The sequence below is a fragment of the Cyanobacterium sp. IPPAS B-1200 genome, from assembly GCF_001747005.2.
Classification (GTDB): domain Bacteria; phylum Cyanobacteriota; class Cyanobacteriia; order Cyanobacteriales; family Cyanobacteriaceae; genus Cyanobacterium.
The window spans coordinates 1,381,577-1,405,974 of the sequence record NZ_CP182899.1 but is presented as its reverse complement, the minus strand read 5'-3'; the positions used below and the strand labels follow the sequence as shown (position 1 = coordinate 1,405,974).

Below are 24,398 nucleotides of genomic sequence, written 5' to 3'. Positions count from 1 at the left end.
AAAAAGGCATTGAGTCAGGAAAATTGGTTAGGTTTAATGATTGGCAATTCCCGTTTACACTGGGCTTATTTTGCCGATAATCAATTACAACAAACTTGGAATACCATTAAGGGGGATTCTTTACGAGAATTAGAAGATATACTCCCTCCAGAAATTAATGACTATTTAAAAAGAGCAATTCCCCTTTATGTGGCTTCTGTGGTGCCTTCTGCTACTCGTTTATATCTCCAATTGCCCCAAACTATCATCATCGATGTTCGATCAATTCCCATTCAAGGTATCTATAAAACCATGGGGTGCGATCGCACTTTAGCCCTTTGGGGGGGCGGTTGCAAATATGGATTTCCTTCTCTTGTTATCGACAGCGGCACAGCCCTTACCTTTACAGGGGCAAATGAGCATATGGAATTAATCGGCGGTGCAATCTTGCCAGGGGTAAAGCTACAAATGGAAACCCTTTTTTTTAATACCGCTGCCCTGCCAGAAGTGGAAATATTAGAAGAATTTATCCCTCGTTGGGCAAAAAATACCCCCAATGCCATCCAAAGCGGAGTTATTTACAGCATTCTCGGCGGTATCAAAGGATTTATCGATGACTGGTTAGATAAATATCCCTCCTCTTCCATCATTTTAACGGGGGGAGATACCATCTTATTAAAACAATATTTTGCTAAAATTTATCCATCTTTAGCATATAAAATTATCTTTGATTCTGATCTAATTTTTTATGGTATGAAAGAGTATAAATTAACTATTTAATTATAATTAGGTCATAGTATTTTTTATTAATGATAAAAAAAGTAACTTACAAAAAAATTAGTAAAAGCCTCACCATAAAATTTAATAAGTTTGTTATATTCATTCATATAACCAAGAATATATTTGCGGTTATTTAAATAATTTTTGCCAATTTTTTTATTTAACCTAAACTGCAGTTATGAAATTAAAACAATCAATCAAAATTTTGCTATTCGAGGTAATTTTGTCATTCTGTCTTTTTTTCACCATTGAATCAGACTTAATGGCATCAGAAAATTTTATCCCATCAAATTCAATGATTGAATCTTCCGTCGTGTCTAGTGTCGAAGATTATCCCACATTAGAAACAGCCGTAGAACAGTATCTTAAATTCATACCATCAGATTACTATAAAGTCTCCAGTGTCCAAGAATTAAAAGATTTGATGGTAAATAGTCAAGCATTATTAGTTGACGTTAGAGAGCCATCTGAATATAAATCTGGTCATATTCCTAACGCCATCAATATTCCTTTGCGTAGATTATCTCAAAATTTAGATAAAATTCCTTGCGATCGCCCCGTAGTATTATATTGTTCAACGGGTTATCGTTCTTCTATGGGAGTGATGACTTTGCATCTGCTCAACTATGAAAATGTGAAAGGTTTTCCCCCTAGCTTCAGAGCTTGGAAAAATGCCCAAGAGGCGATCGCCTTAAAATAGAAAAAAACAAAATTGATAAATTTATGAGGATTTTTTTATGAACTCAATTTCCTTGAATAAATCTCAAATCAAGTGGATAAAATCTCTATTAATGGTTTGTATTATGTGTGTTTCACTAATTTTGGGAAGCGCTTCACCAGCTTTTGCTACCATCAGACAAATAGAAGAATCCCCCAGTCAAATGCTTTATCAATCAAGGCAAAATTTATTAGATGACATGGGAAATTCTTGGCAAACCATTGCATTCAAACGCACCTATCCTGAACGTAGTGCCACTGTTTCTTTACGACTTATCAGCTTGTTTAGTGAAGTAGATTTAGACCATAATCAACCGTTAATCTTGACCACTTCGTTGGGAAAAACTCTTAGTGCCAAGGACATTTCCAGCACAATTTCTAAAGATAAACCACCCCTAGGAAGTGTTGGAGAATATGATTTTAATTCAGTTTTATCACAACTACAGGCAGAAATTCCCGTTAATTTAACTCTATCAACTACCAATGGAGAATCCATCAGTTTATCTGTTCCCTCTGCCGTTATCAAGGAATGGAAAAAGCTCATAACCAATTGATTAAGTGATAAGTAGGTAGGCGATGAAAAATCGAGTTAAATGAAGAAATATAAATAGGAAGACAAGGGAGGAAAATAGATGGGAGCAAGATTAAGAGTATTTCTGCTCAAAGAAGAAGAAAGAACTCTCAAAGAAATACAACAAGCACAAAATCTAAACAAATAAACAAACAGGCAGACTTAGAAATGTTAAACATAAGTGCTGCGACAGGAGAGATAGACCTTTTATATGGAGATGAATCAGGATTTTGTCAGTGGAGCGAACAAGGATATAGTTATTATTTTCAGGGAGAGCAGAAACGACAAGAGCAAACAAAAAGAAGAGGAAAAAGATTGAGCATCATAGGATTGTGGCAACCGTTAGTTCAATTCTTCTATAGTCTGGTGATAGGAAGTTTTAAGAGTGATGACTTTATCAATTTAATGGACGAACAATCAAAAATAGCTTCAGAATCAGGGCGAATGCGTGTAATAGTACTTGATAACGGCTCAATTCATACAAGTAAAATAGCCAAAGAAAAATACTCACAGTGGGAGGAAAAAGGACTATTTTTGTTTTTCTTGCCACCCTATTGTTCCGAGATGAATAATATCGAGTTGGAATGGCAGCATTTAAAGCGAGACCAATTAGCTGGTCAAATGTTCGAGACAGAAAAAGAATTAGCTTGTCATGTAATATGGGGGTTAGAACATAGAGGAGAAAAAGGACAATATTCTGTTGATTTTGTCAATGTTCGTCCTCATTTACATTCTTTTACATAGCTTGGTTTTCTTTCGCCTACCTACTTAAGCAGGAGGTAATAATTATTGATTGTTTATGCTCCAATCCTTGTGAATAAACATTTTTGATTTACCGAGCATAAGCAAACTAATTGTTAATAGCCTATAAAGTTTTTGCTTGTTTAACTAACTCTATTTAGCTATAAATATCAATAATTTAAGAACTACTTCTTTTATCAAAAAATACAGAAATAAATACTTTTTAAAGTTAACAAACTTGATTAATGGCGATGACCCCAATTCAAATCATCATCACCAACATAACGTTTATAATTGAATGAGGAAATAGTTTTAATCACAATATTATATAGTAATGCCAATCGCACCTAGTACCAGTATTAAACCAGAAAATTTAATTACCCCAGACATCTTTAAACCAGCCCGTTATTTAGGTAATGAATTAGGCTCAAAACATAAAGATTGGGAAAGCGCCTCAGTGCGCTGGGTGTTGACATATCCCGAAATTTACGAAGTTGGAGCGTCAAACCTTGGGCATATCATTCTCTACAATATTATTAATGCTCAACCACGGCAAATGTGCGATCGCGCTTACCTTCCTGCCCCCGACTTATCCCAAAAAATGAGGGATACCCATACTCCCCTTTTTGGGCTAGAAACCAAAAGAGACGTAAAAGAATACGACATACTAGGCTTTAGTTTAAGCTATGAACTAGGCGCCACAAATATCCTAGAGATGCTCAGTTTAGCTGATATTCCCCTCACTTGGGAAGAAAGAAAAGATACTGATTACCCTCTTATCTTTGCAGGGGGGCAAACAGCCACCTCAAATCCCGAACCCTATGCCGATTTCTTTGACTTTGTGGCATTGGGTGACGGAGAAGAATTATTACCCGAAATTGGTTTAGTTATGGAGGAAGGCAAAAAAGACGGCTTAACTAGAACAGAATTACTACTAGATCTTGCCCAAGTGCCGGGGGTATATGTACCGCAATTTTATGATATGCAACCCGATGGCAGTGTTAAGCCCAACCGTGACGATGTGCCTGAGAGAATTTTGCGTAGGGTAGCCACCCCCATTCCAGCCTATTCTATCGGTTTAGTACCCTATGTGGAAACTGTCCATGATCGTCTTACTGTGGAAATTCGTAGGGGATGCACCCGAGGATGTCGCTTTTGTCAGCCTGGGATGTTAACCCGCCCTGCTAGAGATGTAGAACCTGAAGCGGTGGTTGATAGTATTGTAGATGGTATGAAGGCCACGGGGTTTAATGAGTTTTCTTTATTATCTCTCAGTTGTTCCGATTATCTCTCTTTGCCTTCCGTGGGTATCGAAATCAAAAACCGTCTCAAGGATGAAAATATTTCCCTCTCTTTACCTAGTCAGAGGGTGGATCGTTTTGATGAAAACATTGCTAATATTATTGGTGGTACTCGCAAAACGGGTTTAACCTTCGCCCCCGAAGCAGGTACCCAACGAATGCGAGATATTATTAATAAGGGTTTAACCAACGAGGAATTATTGCGGGGAATTCAAACAGCCGTGAGGGAAGGCTGGAATCAGGTAAAACTTTATTTTATGATTGGTTTGCCAGGGGAAACCGATGAGGATGTGTTGGGTATTGTGGAAACCGTTAAATGGTTGCGTCAAGAATGCCATCACCTCAGCAATAAACGTCTTAATTTTAATATCACCATCTCCAACTTTACCCCCAAACCCCATACCCCTTTCCAGTGGCACTCTGTTTCTACCTCAGAATTTTTGCGCAAACGGGATTTACTCAAGGATGCTTTTTATCCTGTCAGGGGAGTAAAGGTAAACTATACCGATGTGCGTATCTCTGCCATTGAAGATTTTGTGGGTAGGGGCGATCGCACTTTAGCCCCTGTGGTACGTCGGGCATGGGAATTAGGCGCCGGGATGGATTCTTGGTGGGAAAGCATCGATAAGGCTTATCAGGCATGGGAAACTGCCATCGAAGAAGCTGGGTTAATCTGGAAATATCGTAAAGTCGAAAGTGGTGAATGGAACATTTTTGATGCTCAAAGCCCAGAAGAAAACCATGATACCATCAACTATTATGCACCCTTGCCATGGGATCATTTAGATACAGGTATTGATAAAACATGGCTCAAAGAAGACCTAGAAAAAGCCTTGGCAGAAGCCACCGTGCCAGACTGTGCCTTTGATGGTTGCAGTAGTTGCGGTGTTTGTAGCCCCGATTTTGGTCATAATATCGTTGTCACCCCTCCCCCCATCCCCGACTATGTGGGCAACTTCAAGCCTAATCAAGAAAAAGCCCAACGGATTCGAGTCTGGTTTGGTAAACAAGGGGATATGGCATTATTAAGCCATTTGGACTTAGTACGCCTGTTTGATCGCGCCGTGAGAAGGGCAAGTCTTCCCATTTCCTACACAGGAGGTTTTCACCCTGGCCCTAAAATTTCCATCGCCCTCGCCCTTTCATTGGGCATGACAAGTAATGGTGAAATTGTTGATTTTGAAAACCATACGAGGATAGATATTGATGAGTTTGTGGAAAAATTACAGGCTCAACTCCCTGCCGAATTACCTTTAATTAGAGTAGAAGAATTACCCATAAAATCTGCCAAGGCAACCCAAATATTAGATATGGCGGAATATTTAGTAACCCTATCAGCTGATAAAAATATTAGTCTTCATCAGTGGCAACATTGGATTAATGAGATTAATAATTCCTCTGAAATACTTATGGAAAAAACTTCTAAAAAACGTAAGAAAAAAATGGTCAATTTAAAGGCTAATTTATTAAGTTTATCTTTAAGTAATGTTGATTTTGAGGAGTCGGAAACTATTACTATTAAATATACAGGCAGTGCCAAAAATGATGGTTCTTTATTAACTCCTGACCATGTTTGTTATATGTTAGAACAGGTTAGCTCAGAAGCATTAACGATTACTAAAGCCCATCGAGAAATCATCCTTTTAACCGATCATATTACTCAATAAAAAACCCATCATTTAACAAGGGGTTCAAACCCCTTGCCCCCCATTGTAATGATAGCCCTTGATCTCGAATTGTTATGATAGATTAGAGCCACATTTGGTATCTTGTTAACCATGAAAAAATTTACTGCCAAAATATTCAGCTTAAGTTTCATTACCCTAACCACTATCTTTTTATTGGTGGTGGCAAATGTGCCTACCCAAATTCTATTAACAAAAGTGCGATCGCCCCAACCCCAAGCTATATTAGTATTAGGTGGTGGTACAGGTAGAGAACGTTTTGCTTTGGAGTTTGCACAGAAACACCCTAACTTACCTATTTGGGTTTCTGGTGGTTCACCTTCGGAGAGACAAGTCTTGATTCAGGCGGATATAGATTCTCAGCGTGTCCATTTAGATAACCGTGCCACGGATACGGTTACGAACTTTACCACCACGGTAAATGCTTTACTGGAAAATAATATTCATCATGTCTATCTCATTACCTCAGATTTTCACATGAGACGTTCTCGTGCGATCGCCACAGTGGTGTTTGGTAGTCGAGGAATTATTGTAACTCCTGTTTCTGTTTCCTCTGGACAACCAAGGGAAGAAACCTCTCGAGTTCTTAGGGATGTGGCTCGATCTTTTTTATGGGTATTTAGTGGTCGTACGGGAGCAAGTCTTAATCCTCGATTAACCCAACAAGCCCAATTTTCCATCAGAGACTTGATTTAGCACAAAAAAATCTCCTAATAATTAGGAGACTTTTTTGATTATAATGGGCGATACTGGATTTGAACCAGTGACGTCCTGCTTGTAAGGCAGGCGCTCTACCACTGAGCTAATCGCCCTTGTTGCGTTCACCTTTATAATTATAGCAAGTCTTTTTTAAAAATGCAACATGCCTTCAGGAAAAAATCATGATCGAATTACATGGCTTTGTTTACCATGGATTTTTATCGGTACTATCATCATCTTAAAAGACCTATTGACGGGGTTTGTAGTCGCTTCTGGATTTTTATTTAGTGGAATGATGTTTGGTCCTGATTTGGATATTTATTCCGTACAGTTCAAAAGATGGGGTTATTTTAAGTTTATCTGGCTACCCTATCAAAAATATTTGCCCCATCGATCTTTTTTTTCCCACGGGTTTATGATTGGCACGGTAATTCGCAGTCTATATTTTTCTTTGATTATACTATTACTTGGCTTTATAGTAGGGGCGATCGCCCATTACGCCTTCCCTCAGATATGGCAATGGCAACAAACCATAGGTAACCTACAGCGAATAAGAGAAATATATCTAAAAGAAATCATCGCCCTGTTTATCGGCTTAGAATTAGGGGCTATGAGCCATTATATGGCTGATGGCATTGGCTCATGGTTAAAAAAGAGAACTAAAAAGAGTAACAGAAAATCTTCCAGCGCAAAAAAAACTGCTCAAAAAAAACCCCAACTCAAAAAGAAACCCCCTAGAAAATATAAATCTCCCCGTAGAAAAAATTAATCAATACCTAATCTTTTGAGAGTGTCGAGACGACTTCCATAAAAAGTCTTCGCCACACTTTCAATATAAGTAATATTTTCCTGTGGCGTTTGCAAAACCTTATTATCCTTAACCAATCTTTTACCCTGTTTCGAAAAAATATCCCACAAAAACTTCACAGGATTCTCATCCCTCGACTTAGCGTATAACAAAAGTTGTTCCAAAGAATTTACCCCAACCCCTGAGCCAATCAACGGAGAAGCCAAAGAAGTCATCTCATCGGTAATAAAAGCCCTCTTTTGAAGCATTTTATTAAAAGCATCCGTTGACTGCTTCCTCCTCTTACAAGTCTCATCATCTACCGCAGGATGAATATAGCCCAACCCCGTCAAAACAATCAAAGCCTGATAAATATTATTGACCGCAATTTTTTTGACATTGACATCAGTTTGTAATTCCCCCATGGTTAAAGGAGACTGGCTCAAAGCACTGACAATGGGGACATAAATTTCCTCCTGCAACGAAACCTCCCCCACAGCAAAATTATGCTTTAACTTAATACTGTCTATAGGCACTATCAAAGCATAGCGAAAATTGCTCATAATATTCACCTGCTCCCCCGCCATCATAGCTAACTTACCCTTAGCAAAAATATCCCGACGAAACTGAGTATTCAAACAAAAGTCCTTAACAACTTCCTTATAGCTAGAATCTTTTATCTCCGCCAAAATCTTTTGCGCCTCAGCAGAAAAATTTAACACATCAATATTATCCATAACCTGTGCCGAAGCTACATAACTCAACTTTGCGTCTTCTAGTTCTTGCGCTACTTGATCAAAATAAAAACTATTCCATTGTTCATTAAAATATTCATGGACTAAATAGTTACGATTTTGGGACTTTAAATTATCAAATCTTGATTTAAGAGAAGGATTTTGGACAAAATAACCAGCATTAGCATTCATTAACCTTTCCGTAAAACTCAATGCCCCCTCAATACTTTCTAAGATAGGGGCTGATGAGTGGTGACGATGTTTCAACATCAACCCTTGCATGGGCATAGCCGCCGACCAACCGGGCAAAGTATTATAAGAAATATAAACGATGCCTCCTACCTTCAATTTTTGACGGATAAAATCAACAATCAGACGACGATTTTCTGGGGTAATCCAGCTATAAATTCCATGTAAGACTATAAAATCAAAAGAAGGCAAGTCTTGATGGATAAATTCTGCAAAGCTATCATCAAAAAACTGAACATTTTTTGTTCCTGCTGATTCTGCCAAGGTTTGGGCTTCAAAGATGTGATTCGGATTAAAGTCGTTAGCATAAAATTGGGCTTCAGGATAAGTTGAAGCCAAAAGATTTGTTGTGTACCCTCTACCACAAGCCAACTCACAATAGGTAAATGGTTTTGTGGTGTTGGGAGGATGAATGGATTTTAATGCCGTTGCTAAGGACAATTTTAGAGGGCTTAATTCTCCATAAAAGCCGTTGGTATAATTGATTTCGGAAACATAACCTTCACTCCAAACCATAGTTACTCTTTTTTAATACATAATTCCTATTTTCACCAATTATAAAAGTTCCCCACAGTTGGTCTTTCTATAGTTACAAAAATTTTTCAGACACAATAATATATTTTTAGACACTGTGAGCCATTACTTTGACTTTACTTATTGATTATTACTTTACTTATTGATTATTTGTGACAATCTAACCCAAACTCCGAATAGCTTCCAATAAACCCCTCGCTTTATTAATAGTTTCTTGATACTCCTTATCAGGATCAGAATCTGCCACTAATCCAGCCCCCGCCTGAAGAAATACTCGGTGATTTTCTGCACCGTCCCCTTTTTCCACAATCATGGTGCGGATGGTGATGGCGGTATTTAATTGACCTTCAAAATCATAATATCCATACACCCCAGAATAAGGCCCCCTTCTTTCTGGCTCTAACTCATTAATAATTTCCATAGCTCGGATTTTGGGCGCGCCGCTAACGGTACCAGCAGGAAACGCGGCTCTGAGTAAATCCCAAGGGGTATATTTTTCTTCTAATTCTCCTGTTACATTACTCACAATGTGCATAACATGGGAATAGCGCTCGATTACCATCAACTCATCAACGGTAACAGTACCTTTGTTACATACCCTACCGAGGTCATTTCTTCCTAGGTCAACCAGCATAACATGCTCTGCGATTTCTTTAGGATCTTTGAGTAAATCTTCGGCAAAGGCTTGATCTTCTTGAAAGGTTTTCCCCCTCGGGCGTGTACCCGCAATGGGGCGTAGGGTGGCTTTGGTTTTACCCTGTTCGTCTTTTTCGGCTTTTACCATCACTTCAGGGGATGAGCCTATTAATTGCCATCCATCAAAGTTATAAAAAGCCATGTAGGGAGAAGGATTAATTAATCGAAGGGAGCGATATAACTCAAAGGGATCTCCATCGTAGTGCGTTTGTAATCTTTGGGAGATAACCACTTGGAAAATATCTCCTGCCTTAATATATTCCTGTCCTTTTTTGACACTGGCACTAAATTGTTCTTTGGTAGTATTACTCTGATAGTTTTCGCTATTACTCGTAATACTGGAGGGTTTATGGGGGTTGAATTCGAGGGGTTTGGCGCTGGTGGGCAGGGGGAGTTGTAGTTTAAATACTAATTTATTTAGTTTGTCACAGGCTTGTTCGTAGATTTCTTCTAGGGTAAGATGTTTTTGTCTTAAGTCTGCATAGGCGATCGCCCATATTTTACGCTTTACCTGATCAAAAATCAAGAGATTATCAACTTGCATCCAAATGCCATCGGGCAAATCCCCTTCCTTGGGAGGATATACCTTAACCTTAGGTTCAATCCAAGAAATTAACTCATAACCCCAATAACCAAACAAACCGCCAATATCAGGAGGAAGCTGGGGCAAATGGACGGGCTTGATAGATTCGAGACAACTAGAGAGAATATCGAAGGGATTCCCTGTAAAAACTTCTACTTTACCCTGACGATGGGTTTTTGTGGTGTGATGTCCTTTTGCTTCTAGTGTCCAAACAGGATCACAACCTAGGAAACTATAGCGTCCTAGTTTTTCGCCACCTTCCACTGATTCCAATAAAAAACTGTAGGGTTGATCTGCGCATACCTTATACCAAGCTGAAACGGGGGTTTCTAAATCCGCCACTAATTCTTGATAGACAGGAACAAAATTTCCTTGGTTGGTTAATGAGCAAAATTCATCGAAATCAGGGTAAATCATCTATTACCAAATAGCGTGTAAGAAATATATCAACCTACATCTTACCATAAATCAGGACTTGAGCATTAATGGAGAATGAAGAATTAAGAATGGAGAATAAATGATTTACTGTTCTAATTTTGCACTTTTAATTATTTTTTCAACAAAATTTGTGCATTTTTTTACACTTTGATCTTAAATTCTAAATTCCACATTCTAAATTCTAAATTCCACAAACTCTAAGTCAGGGGTAAAAGATATACTAAACCGAAAAGGATTATCCAAACCACATCCACAAAGTGCCAGTATAACTCCGCTGCTTCCACGCCGAAATGGCTTTCTGCTGAATAATGACCTGCTTCGCGCGATCGCCACAAGACCGCCAAAATAAACGATAAACCAGCGGCAACGTGCAAACCGTGGAAACCAGTTAAAACATAAAAACAACTAGCAAACAGACTATCCGTTAGACCAAAACCAGTGGTAGCATATTCGTAACCTTGCCCTGCGAGGAAGATAGCCCCCATGAGTGCAGTAATGCCAAACCAGAGTTTTAAACCCTTCTCATCATTATTTTTAATACAGCTTTGCCCTTTGTGCATGACAAAACTACTAGAAATCAAAATGACGCTGTTAATACCAGGCAAGAGTAATTCTAACTCAATTCCCCCAGTAGGCCATTCTGGCATGGTGGCATAATAAATCATGTAGGCGCTGAAAAGACCAAAAAAGATCATACTCTCAGCAATCAAAAACATCACCAAACCAAACATCCTCAAATCTGGATGTCCGTGATGTCCGTTTTCGGCTTCTTTTTCGTAGCCAACGGTAACTTGTGAATCTATTTCTGTACTTTGCATAATTACTTATTTTCTTAGAATGTGCATAATTTTTTCTATGAGGTTTATTTTTGTTAATATATCTGTCCATAAATCGGGCTAGAAGCCCGAAATACGCTGCAAAAATATTAATTTTTAGAGATGTCTAATGATGAATTACTCAAATAATTGATAAGTAGCAAGATAAAATCAAGTTAAATTCAATTATCAACTATCAATTCTCAATTATTTCACTGCCACATCTGCCAACATATCAGAGATAGTTTCCTCCTCATAACCAGCCTCCTCGTCAATACCATAATCATAAGGGCCACTCCATAAAACAGGCTCTTCTTCAAAGTTTTCAATGATAGGAGGAGAAGCAGTTTGCCATTCAAGGGTAAGGGCGCGCCAAGGATTACGCTCGGCTTGAGTACCTTTAAATAAACTCCAAGCCACATTGATGACAAAAGGAAGGGTAGAGATGGCCATAGTATAAGCCCCTGCGGTGCTAAGAAGGTTTAGGGGTTGAAATTCTATGTCGTATAAGGCAATACGGCGATTCATTCCCATTAAACCTAACTGGTGCATGGGCATAAAGGTAAGGTTTAAACCGATGAAAGTAAGGATAAAGTGTAGTTGTCCTAAACCTTCGTTGTAGTTTTTCCCTGTCATTTTGGGAAACCAGTGGTAAAAACCAGAAAATAGGGCTAGGGCTGAACCTCCAAACAATACATAGTGGAAGTGTCCTACGATGAAATAGGTATCATGGACATGAATATCGAAGGGTACAGATGCTACCATTACTCCTGTGATACCGCCGATGAGGAAGGAGGATAAAAAGCCGATGGAGAATAGCATGGGGCTATTAAGTTCGATTTTACCGCCCCACATGGTGGCACACCAGCTAAATACTTTAATGCCCGTGGGTACAGCGATTAACATGGTGGTTGCCATGAAAAACATCCTTAACCATCCAGGAGTACCACTGGTAAACATATGATGCGCCCAAACGATTAATCCTAGGAAGCTGATGGCTAAACTAGAATAGGCGATCGCACGGTAGCCAAAAATAGGTTTTCTCGAATGGACAGGAATAACCTCGGAGACAATGCCAAAGAAGGGCAAAATCATGATGTACACAGCAGGATGGGAGTAGAACCAGAATAGGTGTTGATACACCACCGGATCACCACCACCAGAGGGATTGAAGAAATTTGTCCCTGCCATCAAGTCAAAAGAAAGGAGAATCAACGCTCCTGCTAATACGGGGGTAGAAAGTAAAATGAGGGCAGAAGTTGCCAACATAGCCCAACAAAATAAGGGCATACTGTGCAAGTCCATATCCTTCATGCGCATTTTAAGGATAGTAGTGGCGAAGTTTATGCCCCCTAAAATAGACGATGTACCCAAGATTAATAGGCTTAAAATCCAAAACTCCTCTCCCCATTTCCCCGTCATCAAACTGAGGGGAGGGTAAGATGTCCAACCCGATTGGGGCGCCCCCACAAGGAAGCTACTTAATAATAAAATACCCCCTGGAGGAATCATCCAAAAGGCGATCGCATTTAAGCGAGGAAAAGCCATATCATCCGTACCAATCATCAACGGAATCAGATAATTAGCAAACGCCGCCCCCGCAGGTACAATCCACAAAAAGATCATAATCGTACCGTGAAGAGTAAAAATCTGATTATACAACTCAGGGGAGACAAAATCAGGGTCAGGGGTAGCCAACTCCGTGCGTACCACCTCCGCAAAAGCCCCGCCGATGAAATAAAACAAAAATGAAGTAACGAGATATTGAATACCGATTACCTTATGATCAGTGTTAAAGGTAAAGTAATCAATTAATTTACGCTCCTTATGGTGCGTATTTTCCGAAATACTGTTTGTCGTCATAAAAAAATATTGCTATGAAAAATTTTGAGAAACTACAAAAAAATTATTAATCAAGAAACTAGAAAATCATTGATCATTGAGAATGGATAGTTAAAAACACGAGATGATTATCCAAATTAATAACACCATTGCCCATTGCCTATTCCCCATTCCCTACTGTAACTGTGCCAAAACATCCTCATCAATACCTAAATGATGGGAGTGCATTTGTAAACGAGTCTCATCGGTCATAGGTTGAGATAAACTTGCCATAGTATCAGCTTTCTCTTGAGCATTAGCAAAGGTATTATCTTGTACCCATTGCTCATATTCCTCCTCACTGTGGACATAAAGAAAAGTTTTCATACCACCATGATAAGGGCCACACAATTCCGCACAAATAATGGGATACTTACCTTCTCTATTGGCGATAAAACTCAAATTAGAGTCTCTACCGGGTAAAACATCTTGCTTTAACCTAAGCTGAGGAACCCAAAAAGCATGGATAACATCTCCTGCCTTCATGTTTAACTTAACCCTTTTATTCACGGGCACATGAAGCTCACCAGAAACAATACCATTATCCTGTCCAGTAAAAATCCAAGCATACTGAATACCATTCACATCCACCTCCATATCAGCATTAGCATTACCGATACCTAGAGATAAATGGCCTTGGTGAGGATTGTAGGCAACCATTTTTCCTTGATTGCTACCCTCTGCCATCTGCATTTCCTCTTGGGGAAAATCCCTTGAAGTTTCAGGATCTAAACCACCTAAACCGTTATATACTTCAAAACTATATAATGCCAGAATAAAAACAACTACCGTCGGAATAGCCGTCCAGACAATTTCTAGGGGTACATTTCCTTCAATGCCAGGCCCGTCGGTTTGATCTCCTTTTTTTCGCCTAAATTTAATCATACAATAGACGATTACTCCCTCTACAATGAGGAATAAGCCTGTGCCAATGGTCATCATTAGGTTAAATAATTCGTCAACATCTTGCGCTCCTTGAGATGCTTCTATGGGCATCAGACCATGATTTTGTCCGTACCACAAACTGATCAGGGTTAGAGCGATTCCTGCTATCAGCGTGATAATATTACCTGGAATATTCACAATTATTTATCCTAATCTTGTTCGATAATTTAATCATCTAGTCTCTAGGATAAGATAATTTTCTTGATCTGTTACGGTTTTGTTATGTTTGTGTGACGATTCTTTAGGTTTTTTTTAGGTTGTGGGTTCGTTCTCTAATTGAGCAGGTATTGTTGAAAATGCTTGTTTAACTTTTTTATTACTTATTTGACTACTTATTTGACTAAAACATTTCTCAGCAATAATATTTATCTTAAGTAGGTTGGCGAAATTAATGATAGCTCTTATTTTATTAAGACTCTTATGAACAAGGGGTTTAAACCCCTTGCCTAAATCGATTTAATTATGCCTACTTACTTACTCAATATTTTTTTATTTAATTCTGCTTTGTAACAATTTCCTTGTTTTGCTTCGTTATAAAATAAATAGATATTAATAGTTTTTTATAGTTCATTGTTCTACCATTTCTGATAGTTCCATCCATTTTTCAGTGGCGGTGTCTAATTGTTGGTTAATAGTGGCTAATTTTTGGGTAAGATTCTGTAGATCTTCGTAGTCTAATTCTTGACTTTTATATAGTTGTTTTTCTAATTCCACTTTTTGTTCTTCTAAATTGGGGATAACTTTAGTTTCTAATTTATCTAATTCTCTCAATTCAAAATTAGATATTTTTTTGTTTGATTTTTTATTTTTAGTCTCTTTTTTATTACTATTTTCTTTTTTATTTTTAGCCTTTTCTACTATTTTATTTTGTTCATATTCTTCCTTTTCTCTGGCTTCTTGTCTTCTTTTATATTCTAAATAAATGGAATAATTGCCAGGATATTGTTTGAGAGTGCCATCTTGTTGAAAAGCGAAAATTGTTTCAACGGTGCGATCTAAAAAGTAACGATCATGGGATACTACTATGACACAACCTTTGAAAGACTCGATATATTCCTCTAAAACAGCGAGGGTTTGCACGTCTAAATCGTTGGTAGGTTCATCGAGGATTAAGACGTTAGGATTACTAATGAGCATCCTGAGTAAAAATAATCGTCTTTTTTCCCCCCCTGATAGTTTTTCGATGGGGGCATACTGTTGATTGGGGGTAAACAAAAATCTTTCGAGAAGTTGGGTGGCACTGATTTGACTACCGTCGGAAGTTTCGATGTAGGTGGCTACTTCTTTAATATATTCGATCGCCCTTAATTGTTGTTCTTTGGCGGTAATTAAATCATCGGAATGTTGGTCAAAGTAACCAATTTTAATAGTACCTCCGATGTCCACATGACCATCATCTGGCTCAATTTTACCCATAATCATATTCATCAGCGTTGACTTTCCTACTCCATTACCGCCGATAATGCCCACCCTGTCATCGGGCTCAAATATATAGGTAAAATCATTAATTAAAGTGCGATCGCCATAACTCTTCCCAATACCGTGTAACTCAATTACCTTTTTACCGATACGACGACTGGGGGTATCAATTTCCACCTTTCCTTGAGCCTTCCGAAACTGCTTATTTTTCATGTCTGAAATGCGGTCTATCCTTGCCTTTTGCTTCGTGCTACGGGCTTTAGGGCCACGTTTTAGCCACTCCAATTCTCTCCTTAATACCCCTTGGTGTTTGCGCTGACTACTAGCGTCAGATTCCTCTGCTAGGGCTTTTTTCTCAAGGTAATAACTATAATTCCCCGCATAACTAAACACTTCTCCCCTATCTACCTCTAATATACGGGTAGTTACCTGATCGAGAAAGTAGCGATCGTGGGTAATGAGGAAAATCGCCCCCGAAAACTTTTGTAAATACTCCTGCAACCACTCCACCGACTCCGCATCGAGATGGTTAGTAGGTTCATCCATCAATAATAAATCAGGTTCAGCCATTAAAACCGAAGCAAGGGCAACCCGTTTACGATAACCCCCCGACAAACTACCCATTTTTGCCTCAAAATCCTGAATCCCCAACTTATCAAGGATAATTTTGGCTTCCGCTTCCAGATTCCAAGCATTATGACTGTCAATTTTTTCCGTAACCCTTGCCAACTGCCCCATTAATTGCTCTTGGGTGGCTACATCAGCTTGGGCGATACGGTGCGATAAATCCTCATATTCTTTTATCCACTCCATCTGCTCACCACAATCAGCGAACACTTGTTCTAATACAGTATGATCTGGATTAATGTCTGGTTGTTGGGGTAAATAAATAATTCTGCCCCCCGACTTTGTTACCATTTCTCCCCCATCCGTCGGCTCAATTCCTGCCAACATTTTGAGGAGGGTAGATTTTCCCGCACCATTTACCCCAATTAAACCGACTTTATCGTTATCTTCGATACTGAAACTAGCATCTTTGATGATTTCTTTGATGCCAAAGTCTTTCTTGAGGGATTGAACAGTTAAAATGGTCATTCTTAATTATGGTAACGGGAAACTTGTCTCTAGTTTATATTAATCTTCCATTATTTGTAAGGCATTTATTCTCTAGCAAAGAGTTTAAACCCCTTATCAAATAACTAGCTTAAAATGATTTTTTGCACTCTTTATTAGACACAATAAAACTATGACTTGACTTGAGCGTATAAAGCCTTAAATTTCCGTTGTTGCTCTTTATGATCAACTATGGGGGTTACATATCCGTAGCTTCTCGCATCCATAGGCAGTATCTTACCTGTTACCAGCTCCCCCGTATCTAAAGAGCTAATTTCGGGCAACCATTGGCGAATATACTGGGCTTCTGGGTCGAATTTTTGGGCTTGGGAAGCGGGGTTGAAAATTCGCAGGGGTTTGGGATCCATTCCACTGGATGCACTCCACTGCCAACCGCCATTATTAGCAGCCAAGTCACCGTCATAGAGTTTTTGCATAAAGTATTTTTCCCCCCAACGCCAATCAATAATTAAGTCTTTGGTAAGAAAACTGGCGACTATCATGCGACAGCGATTGTGCATCCAGCCTGTTTCGTTTAGTTGACGCATGGCGGCATCTACGATGGGATAACCTGTTTTGCCTTCACACCATGCTTGAAATTTTTGCTCATCGTTTTCCCACGGAAAGTTTTTGAAATGCTCTCTGTAAGGCCCTTGGGCTAATTCGGGAAAGAAGTATAGGCAATGTTGATAAAATTCTCGCCATGCTAATTCTTTCCGCCAGGCGGTGATGTTTTCCCTTGCTTCATCACTCTGGGTGTTTTCCCATTCTGCGACGGTTTTTTGCCAAATAGTCCTAGGTGCGATCGCACCAAACTTAAGAGCAGCACTTAATAAAGAAGTACCATCAACCGCAGGAAAATTACGATTCTCATCATAGTTTACCAGTAAATCAGAACAAAAATAATCGAGTCTTTCTAAAGCAGAATTTTCCCCTGGTGCTAACATTAAATCACCGTCCCAGTCATATCCTAATTCCTTGGCATTAGGTAAATTTATTACATCCATCTTATTAACAATTTCTTGCTCTTTTTCATCTAAACTAATTAATGATGAAGGGGCAGTAAAAGGTAACTGCTTTTCTAGTTTTTCCCAGCTACGCCAAAAAGGCCCATACACGGTATAAGGGGTATTATTACCTTTGGTTAAAACATCTCCGGGAGGGTGCATTAACTGATCCCAAAAGACATTATAATTTATGTTGTTTTCTTTTAAAATACCAGCAATTTCTCTATCTCTATTTCTACTATAAGGCTCTACATCTTTATTCCAAAAAATTGATTCAGCTTTTAACTTTTTGGCTAGTTCAGGAATAATATTTTGAGGACTGCCTTTAAATATTAAAAAAGTTCCTCCCCTTTCTTGGTAGTTTTTTCTCAATTCATCTAAACAACCAAGCATATATTCTATTTTTGCTGGTGCTATATCATCTCTGTTTAATATATTTATATCTAAACAAAATACTCCAACTATCTTTTTACTTTTTTTATTAGCTTCATACAGGGCTAAATTGTCATTTATTCTTAAGTCTTTTCGATGCCATAATAAAATTAAATTGTTCATAAATATTCTCTGGTTTTGTCAAATTTTATCATATTACATATATTCATATTTTTAAAAATAAATATATTTGTCAACACAGATTTTTTACTCTTAAAAAACATAGCTTTTCTATATATTTTTACTATAAACACTTATGGAAAAGCGATCATTATTCTTTTATAAGAGACTTTTTTTAATCATAAAATTAGTAAATATATAATTTGTTGTGTATCCTAATATTTATAGTAATAATCAATGATTTATCACAGAATAACTCTCTCTAGTTTTCAAGGAGAGGGCTTATTAAGTAGGTTGGCGAAATTAATTATAGCTCTTATTTTATTAAGAGTCTTATGAACAAGGGGTTTAAACCCCTTGCCTACATCGATTTAATTATGCTCACTTACTTATTTTGAAAAAACAATCAGTACAATATTTTTTACTTTAAATCTTTTTTCTATGAAATGGCCATAATATATTTGTTTATGCTCTCATCAATAATAAGAATAAAGGTTCATGAATTGTGTTAAACTTAATTCTCAAATCTATAACTGCTCCCGTCAACTATGAACCATAGGCATTTATTTAACTATTTATTGTTCACGAGTTTTCACATTTAATCTCTTACTTTTTTAGTCCAGCATATTCTTACATAACCCTATCTATAATAAAATATAATTATTTACTGTCAATATCATGAATCCTAGTAATAACTATTTATTCAGTATCAATTTTAAACTTTATCAAAAAATGAATAGTTTGCCTACTCCCATACGGGCAGATTTACTAGGATATTTTGAGGCAATTATTGAAAATCCTTCTTTTACAAAAGGGATTAACAGAAAAGCTAAGGATAACTCAAACATTATTCACCGTATTAATTATAATTATCGTCTGGAATTAATTGCTCTTTCTGTGGTTAAAGGGGAACAAAAAATTATTAAATTCCTAAGTATTTCTGATAAAACTAAATTAAAACAAGCTATTGTCGTAAGTAATAATTTTGCCCATCAAATTGTTGATATTGATATTAATACTGAACAAAATAATATTTCCTTAAAACCTGAGCATCTAAAAATGTTTCAGGGAAAAGGTAGCGTTAAAATTAGCGAAAAAGATTTTGAAATTAAGTCTAATGATTTTTATCCTCATCTAATGACAAGTAAGGATGATGACATTAGTTTATCTTTTTTACTTTCTGAGGAACAAATAACCATTACCGAAGCCCCATTACCTTTGTTATTGAAGGGTAATGGTAAAATGGGTAAGACTAAAAATTTACTGTTAAAGGCGTTTAATGCTAGTTTACAGGATAAATACAAAGATTTAGTAGTGGTAAGCACCGATAATGTTAGTCAGTATCGTTTAGAAAATAATTATCAACAATTAACGGAAAATTTTACTCATAATCTGCGGATTAATAATTATATTAATTTAGTTAGAAATACGGCTTATCGTTTAGGTTTAATTTCTGAAAATAGTTATAGGCGATCGCACTTAATTGACTATAATAAATTTAGGGAATTGTTTGTTGGTGATTGGGATTTACCAGAAATTGAAATCCTTTATTTGTGGGAAGAAATTCAGTATATTATCAAGGGAAGTTATAGTTATTCTTATAAGGAAAAAGGAATAATTTCTCTCTATGATTATTACCAAGAAAATGAGAAGAAAGATAAAATAGTATCGAACCTAGAAGCAGATAATATCTATCGTATTGCCGAAAAATATCAAGACTGGTTAGAAGAAAATCAATACTGGGATATAGGGGATTTAACCCAAATAGTATTAAATAAATTACCTTCTTATTTTAGAGGGGAATATGACACCATTTTTGTGGATGATATTCATAATTTAAGCGACTTATCTTTACAACTACTTTTGCGATTAGTAAAAATAAATCCAGAGCAAAAAAAACCTAAGGTTGTATTTACTTATGATGAAGCCCTATTACATCAAAACCAAACTGCTGTTGACGAAAAACTAGAGCAAATTTTTGCAACTATTTTAAAGGACTTAAACTTAGATGGAGAAACACCTTATTTTCAACCACCGTTAACCTTAACCGTTGCCCAAACAGATAATCATGAATTAATCGAATTAGAAAAAATTGTTGTCAATTTAGCCCAAAAGATAGAATATCAACCCAAGATTAATCATGTTATCAATTCCATTGAAAATTGCCATTGGTTAGTATCATCCCATGATAATATCATTTCTGCCCTAGAGGAATTACAACCTGACACTGTCATTATTGTACCTAGTTTAGAAGAAAAACAAACCCTTTTAAAAGACGTAGCAACCTTAGAGAAAAAAACAGCCCAAATCTTAACCATTCACCAAATAAATAACTATGAATTTAACCGAGTTATAATTTGGAATTTCTTTAGTTATTTTAATCAAGTTAATCCCCATTCTCTTAGTCAACTCATTCAACGATACCTATACCCTTGTCTTAACGCCGTTAAAGATAAAGTCTTTTTCTATGAAAGCGACTATGATATTTTTGAACATTATCCCATCCTCAATAATTATATTCATAAATCAGGTCTAAAGGCGATCGCCCCTATACTCAATCAAAAAAATAGAGAAGAAATCGAAAAATTAGCCCATAGCTATAGCCAACAAGGCGCATGGAAGATAGCCCAACAATGTTACACAACCCTAGGTAATCATCAACAAATCAAATATCTTGATACCCCCATCGCCCAACTAGAGGGAAACTGGGATGTAGCAGGGGAATTATGGAATCAATGGGAAGAATGGGATAAAGCCATATTAGCTTGGCAAGAAATACATCCCCATCTATGGCTAGAAAAATGGGCAGAATTAACCCCCAACCAATGGCAAGAAAAAGCCAACTACCTTGCCCAAAAACATCAATACACCCTAGCAGGAATCTGTTACCAAAAATGTCAAGACATAGAAGGATATATCCGTTGTCTCCAAAAAAATAGACAATGGGAAACCATCGCCGATATTTATAAAGAAAAAAACCTTTTAGAAAAAGCCCAACAAAACTATCTCCTCGCCGAAAAACACTACCTCCAACAAAAAAACCTTGCCCCCGCAGGAAGAATGTGGGAAAAACTAGGTATGTGGGAAAAAGCAGCCCTCATCTGGGAAAAACTAGGTGCATGGGAAACCGCCGCCGAAAATTGGCTAAAAGAAAACAACCTAAGAAAAACTGCCCTATGCTACGAAAAATGTCATCAGTGGCAAAAAGCAGAAAACTACTGGCGAAAATTAAAGCAACCAGAAAAAATGGCCCTAAGTTGTGAAAAACAAGAAAAATGGTTACAAGCAGGAGAAATTTGGCAACAATTAAAAGAATGGGAAAAAGCCGCCCATTGTTTTACCCAAGCCCAAGAAATAGAATCCGCTGCCCATTGTTATCAAAACGCCATGGAGTGGGCAAAAGCAGAAATCTGTTGGCGCCAACTAAACCAACTTCCCCAAATCGCCATCACCTGTGAATGTCAAAACAAATGGCAAAACGCCGCCGAAATTTGGCAAGAATTAGGAGAATGGTTAAGGGCTGGATTTGCTTGGGAAATGGAAACAGAAACTTACAAAGCTGCCCTCGCTTATGAAAAATGTCAACAGTGGCAAAAAGCCGAAGTTTGTTGGCGACAATTAAACCAAGGGGAAAAAGTTGCCCTTGCCTGTGAAAATCAAGATAAGTGGTTAGAAGCAGGAAAAATTTGGGCAAAAGTGGGAGAAAAAGAAAAAGCCGCCCTTGCCTATGAAAAGGTAGAAGCATGGCAACAAGCCTTAGAATTATGGCAACAACTTCACAATCCCCAAAAAGTAGCTTTCACCTGTTATCAATTAGGAAAATATGAAACAGCTGCTCAAATTTGGCAAACCCTAGGGCAGTGGCAACTAGCAGGGGAAGCATGGGAAAAATTAGAGGAAATAGATAAAGCTATTTTTGCCTATGAAAAAGGTAATCATTGGCAGGAAATTGAAAGAATTTATCGTCAGTTACAAAAATGGGCAAAAGTTGCCGTCGCCTGTGAAAAGCAAGGAAAATGGATAGATGCAGGAGATATTTGGCAAAAGTTAGCACAAATTCCCAATGCTTCCCGTTGTTATGAGTTAGCTAGAGATTGGGCAAAAGCCGAGAAAGGATGGCGACAATTAAAACAATGGGCTTGTGTAGCAGTTTGTTGTGAAAGACAGGGTAAATGGTTGGAAGCTGCCAAGGCTTGGGAGGAGGTAAATCCCTTCATAAAATCTGCCCTTTGTTATGAGAAGGTGGAAGACTGGGAAAAAGCAGAAGCCCTTTGGAGAAAGGAATCTAATTGGATAAAAGTCGCAAAGGCTTGTGAAGCCCAAGAAAAATGGGCAGAAGCCGCTCAAATTTGGCAAGATTTGGAAGAATGGGAAAGATCTGCAAAAGTTTGGGCTAAAATTAATCAGCTAGAATTGGCTGCCCCCTGTTATGAAAAAGCGCAGTTGTGGCAAGAAGCCGAGTATTGTTGGCAAGAGGTGGGTAACATCGAAAACCTAGCCCGTATGGCAGAGTCTCAGCAAGATTGGCAAAAAGCAGCCGAAATTTGGCAACAGGAAAATAGTTGGTTTAATGCGGGAGTGGCTTGGGAAAAAGCTGGGGAAATAAAAAAAGCGGCTTTTTGTTATCAGGAGGATAGTAGTTGGCAAGAGGCGAGGAGTTGTTGGCAAACATTGAAGGATTTTCGTCAGGTAGCAATTTGTTGTGAAAAACAAAAGGCTTGGCAAAATGCTGGAGAGGCTTGGTTAAAGGTGGGGGAAGTAGAAAAAGCGGCTTTATGTTTTCAGCAGGGGGAATTTTGGCAGGATGCCCAAGGTTGTTGGTTAAGGTTACAAAATTATCATAATGTGGCAATCTGTTGTGAGAAACAAAAGGCTTGGCAAAATGCTGGGGAGGCTTGGTTAAAAGCTGAGGAAATAGAAAAAGCTGCTTTATGTTTTCAACGGGGAAACCATTGGCAAGATGCCCAAGATTGTTGGTTAAGGTTACAAAGTTATCATAATGTGGCAATTTGTTGTGAGAAGCAAAAGGCTTGGCAAAATGCTGGGGAGGCTTGGTTAAAAGCTGAGGAAATAGAAAAGGCTGCTTTATGTTTTCAGCAAGGAAGAAGTTGGCAAAATGCCCAAGATTGTTGGCAAAAGTTGGGTAATTATAATAAGGTAGCTATCTGTTTGCAAAAGTTGGATATGTGGGCACAAGGGGCGCAAACTTGGGAGTCTTTGCAAAATTGGCAAAATGCGGCTAAGGCTTGGTTACAGGCAGGAGAGATGGAAAAGTCGGCTATTTGCTACGAAAATGGCGGTTTTTGGGAAAGGGCGGAAAGTCTCTGGGAAAAGTTGGAAAAATGGGACAAATTAGCATATACCTGTGAAAAGCAGCAAAAATGGCAAAAAGTAGGGTTTGCCTATCAACAAGCCCAAGAATGGATGAAAGCAGGGCAAATCTATGAACAAATTTCGGCATATGCAGAGGCGGAAAAATGTTGGCGGGAGTTGAAGGATTGGCAACGGGTTGCTTATACTTGTGAGCAACAGTCGCAATGGATAAGGGCTGGAGAGGCTTGGAGTATGGCTAAAAATTGGCAGTCTTCTGCTCAGGCTTATGAGAGGGGAAAGCATTGGCTAAAGGCTTTTGAGGCTTGGGAAAATGCAGGTAATTGGGTAAAAGGTGCGATCGCCCTTGAACAAGGTCAAATGTACTATGAGGCAGCGGAAATATGGTTAAAAACTGACATCAAAGAAAAAGAGGAAAAAGCAGGGCTTAATTATGAGTTAGCCCAAAAATGGGAGTTAGCAGAGGAATGTTGGCGGAGAATACCCCGTTGGGATAAAATCGCTCTTTGTTGTGAAAAACAGGGTGATGAAAAAATAGATTTAGCTATTGAGGCATGGTTAAATGCGGGGAATAAACTCAAGGCGGCTAATTTACTACGTCGCACTGGTAGATGGAAACAAGCCGCAGGAGTCTTGACAGGAATTAAAGAGAAATAGGGTAAGAGGCAGGAGGTTGTAAATATGATGGCATAAATATTGAGTTTAAAATATTCTAACCTAACCCGAACTCAGGTTATTAAAGATAAGGGAAGTTGATAATCCATGGGTATTTCACGTTCCCTTTCACCGTTTTCCCTTGAAGAGTAATACGGTATTTTATCTGATTAAACCGACTTACGCA

At 38.0% G+C, this 24,398-nt stretch carries 15 protein-coding genes and 1 tRNA gene; 8 read left to right on the top strand and 8 right to left on the bottom strand.

Annotation, left to right across the window (positions count from 1 at the left end):
- The first annotated feature begins 9 nt into the window (after positions 1-9).
- The 6 genes from A5482_RS06490 (at position 10) to A5482_RS06465 (ending at position 6,470) form a co-directional block, all read left to right on the top strand.
- Positions 10-759 carry a pantothenate kinase gene (locus tag A5482_RS06490; RefSeq protein ID WP_071891760.1) on the top strand — a complete coding sequence of 250 codons (750 nt, stop codon included), beginning with the start codon at positions 10-12 and terminating at the stop codon, positions 757-759.
- Positions 760-1,054: 295 nt separating this feature from the next.
- Complete coding sequence (locus tag A5482_RS06485) at positions 1,055-1,459, top strand: rhodanese-like domain-containing protein (protein ID WP_446683927.1); 405 nt, start codon at positions 1,055-1,057, stop codon at positions 1,457-1,459.
- 103 nt (positions 1,460-1,562) lie between these two features.
- Positions 1,563-2,030, top strand: a complete 468-nt coding sequence (locus A5482_RS06480; RefSeq protein ID WP_201150104.1) for a DUF3122 domain-containing protein — start codon at positions 1,563-1,565, stop codon at positions 2,028-2,030.
- Positions 2,031-2,083: 53 nt separating this feature from the next.
- Positions 2,084-2,791 carry an IS630 family transposase gene (locus tag A5482_RS06475; protein WP_446684837.1) on the top strand — a complete coding sequence of 236 codons (708 nt, stop codon included), beginning with the start codon at positions 2,084-2,086 and terminating at the stop codon, positions 2,789-2,791.
- A gap of 331 nt (positions 2,792-3,122) precedes the next feature.
- Positions 3,123-5,756, top strand: a complete 2,634-nt coding sequence (locus A5482_RS06470) for a TIGR03960 family B12-binding radical SAM protein (RefSeq protein WP_069791632.1) — start codon at positions 3,123-3,125, stop codon at positions 5,754-5,756.
- Positions 5,757-5,867: 111 nt separating this feature from the next.
- Positions 5,868-6,470 carry a YdcF family protein gene (locus A5482_RS06465; RefSeq protein ID WP_069791631.1) on the top strand — a complete coding sequence of 201 codons (603 nt, stop codon included), beginning with the start codon at positions 5,868-5,870 and terminating at the stop codon, positions 6,468-6,470.
- Positions 6,471-6,514: 44 nt separating this feature from the next.
- Here A5482_RS06465 and A5482_RS06460 read toward each other — a convergent pair.
- Positions 6,515-6,586 (bottom strand) — tRNA-Val (locus tag A5482_RS06460).
- Between the two features lie 50 nt (positions 6,587-6,636).
- Here A5482_RS06460 and A5482_RS06455 point away from each other — a divergent pair.
- Entirely contained in the window at positions 6,637-7,242 is a 606-nt protein-coding gene (locus tag A5482_RS06455) for a metal-binding protein (protein WP_069791630.1), read from the top strand.
- Here the strand turns inward: A5482_RS06455 and A5482_RS06450 are convergent.
- The 7 genes from A5482_RS06450 to A5482_RS06420 form a co-directional block, all read right to left on the bottom strand.
- Entirely contained in the window at positions 7,239-8,759 is a 1,521-nt protein-coding gene (locus tag A5482_RS06450; protein WP_069791629.1) for a class I SAM-dependent methyltransferase, read from the bottom strand. The two genes, A5482_RS06455 and A5482_RS06450, sit on opposite strands and share 4 nt — an antisense overlap.
- 178 nt (positions 8,760-8,937) lie before the next feature.
- Positions 8,938-10,473 carry an anthranilate synthase component I gene (gene trpE / locus A5482_RS06445; protein ID WP_069791628.1) on the bottom strand — a complete coding sequence of 512 codons (1,536 nt, stop codon included), beginning with the start codon at positions 10,471-10,473 and terminating at the stop codon, positions 8,938-8,940.
- 218 nt (positions 10,474-10,691) lie between these two features.
- Entirely contained in the window at positions 10,692-11,312 is a 621-nt protein-coding gene (locus A5482_RS06440; RefSeq protein WP_069791627.1) for a cytochrome c oxidase subunit 3, read from the bottom strand.
- A gap of 204 nt (positions 11,313-11,516) precedes the next feature.
- Positions 11,517-13,172, bottom strand: coding sequence for a cytochrome c oxidase subunit I (ctaD, locus tag A5482_RS06435; protein ID WP_069791626.1), 1,656 nt, complete (start codon positions 13,170-13,172; stop codon positions 11,517-11,519).
- A 153-nt stretch (positions 13,173-13,325) separates the two neighbouring features.
- Positions 13,326-14,273, bottom strand: coding sequence for a cytochrome c oxidase subunit II (locus A5482_RS06430; RefSeq protein WP_069791625.1), 948 nt, complete (start codon positions 14,271-14,273; stop codon positions 13,326-13,328).
- 429 nt (positions 14,274-14,702) lie between these two features.
- Complete coding sequence (locus A5482_RS06425) at positions 14,703-16,649, bottom strand: ABC-F family ATP-binding cassette domain-containing protein (protein ID WP_069791624.1); 1,947 nt, start codon at positions 16,647-16,649, stop codon at positions 14,703-14,705.
- Between the two features lie 149 nt (positions 16,650-16,798).
- Positions 16,799-18,229 (bottom strand): FAD-binding domain-containing protein, encoded by a 1,431-nt coding sequence (locus tag A5482_RS06420; RefSeq protein WP_069791623.1) that lies wholly within the window; start codon positions 18,227-18,229, stop codon positions 16,799-16,801.
- A 729-nt stretch (positions 18,230-18,958) separates the two neighbouring features.
- On the opposite strand from A5482_RS06420, the gene A5482_RS06415 reads away from it, so the two are divergent.
- On the top strand, positions 18,959-24,214 hold the full coding sequence (locus tag A5482_RS06415) for a tetratricopeptide repeat protein (RefSeq protein ID WP_141712710.1): 5,256 nt from the start codon (positions 18,959-18,961) through the stop codon (positions 24,212-24,214).
- Positions 24,215-24,398: the final 184 nt, after the last annotated feature.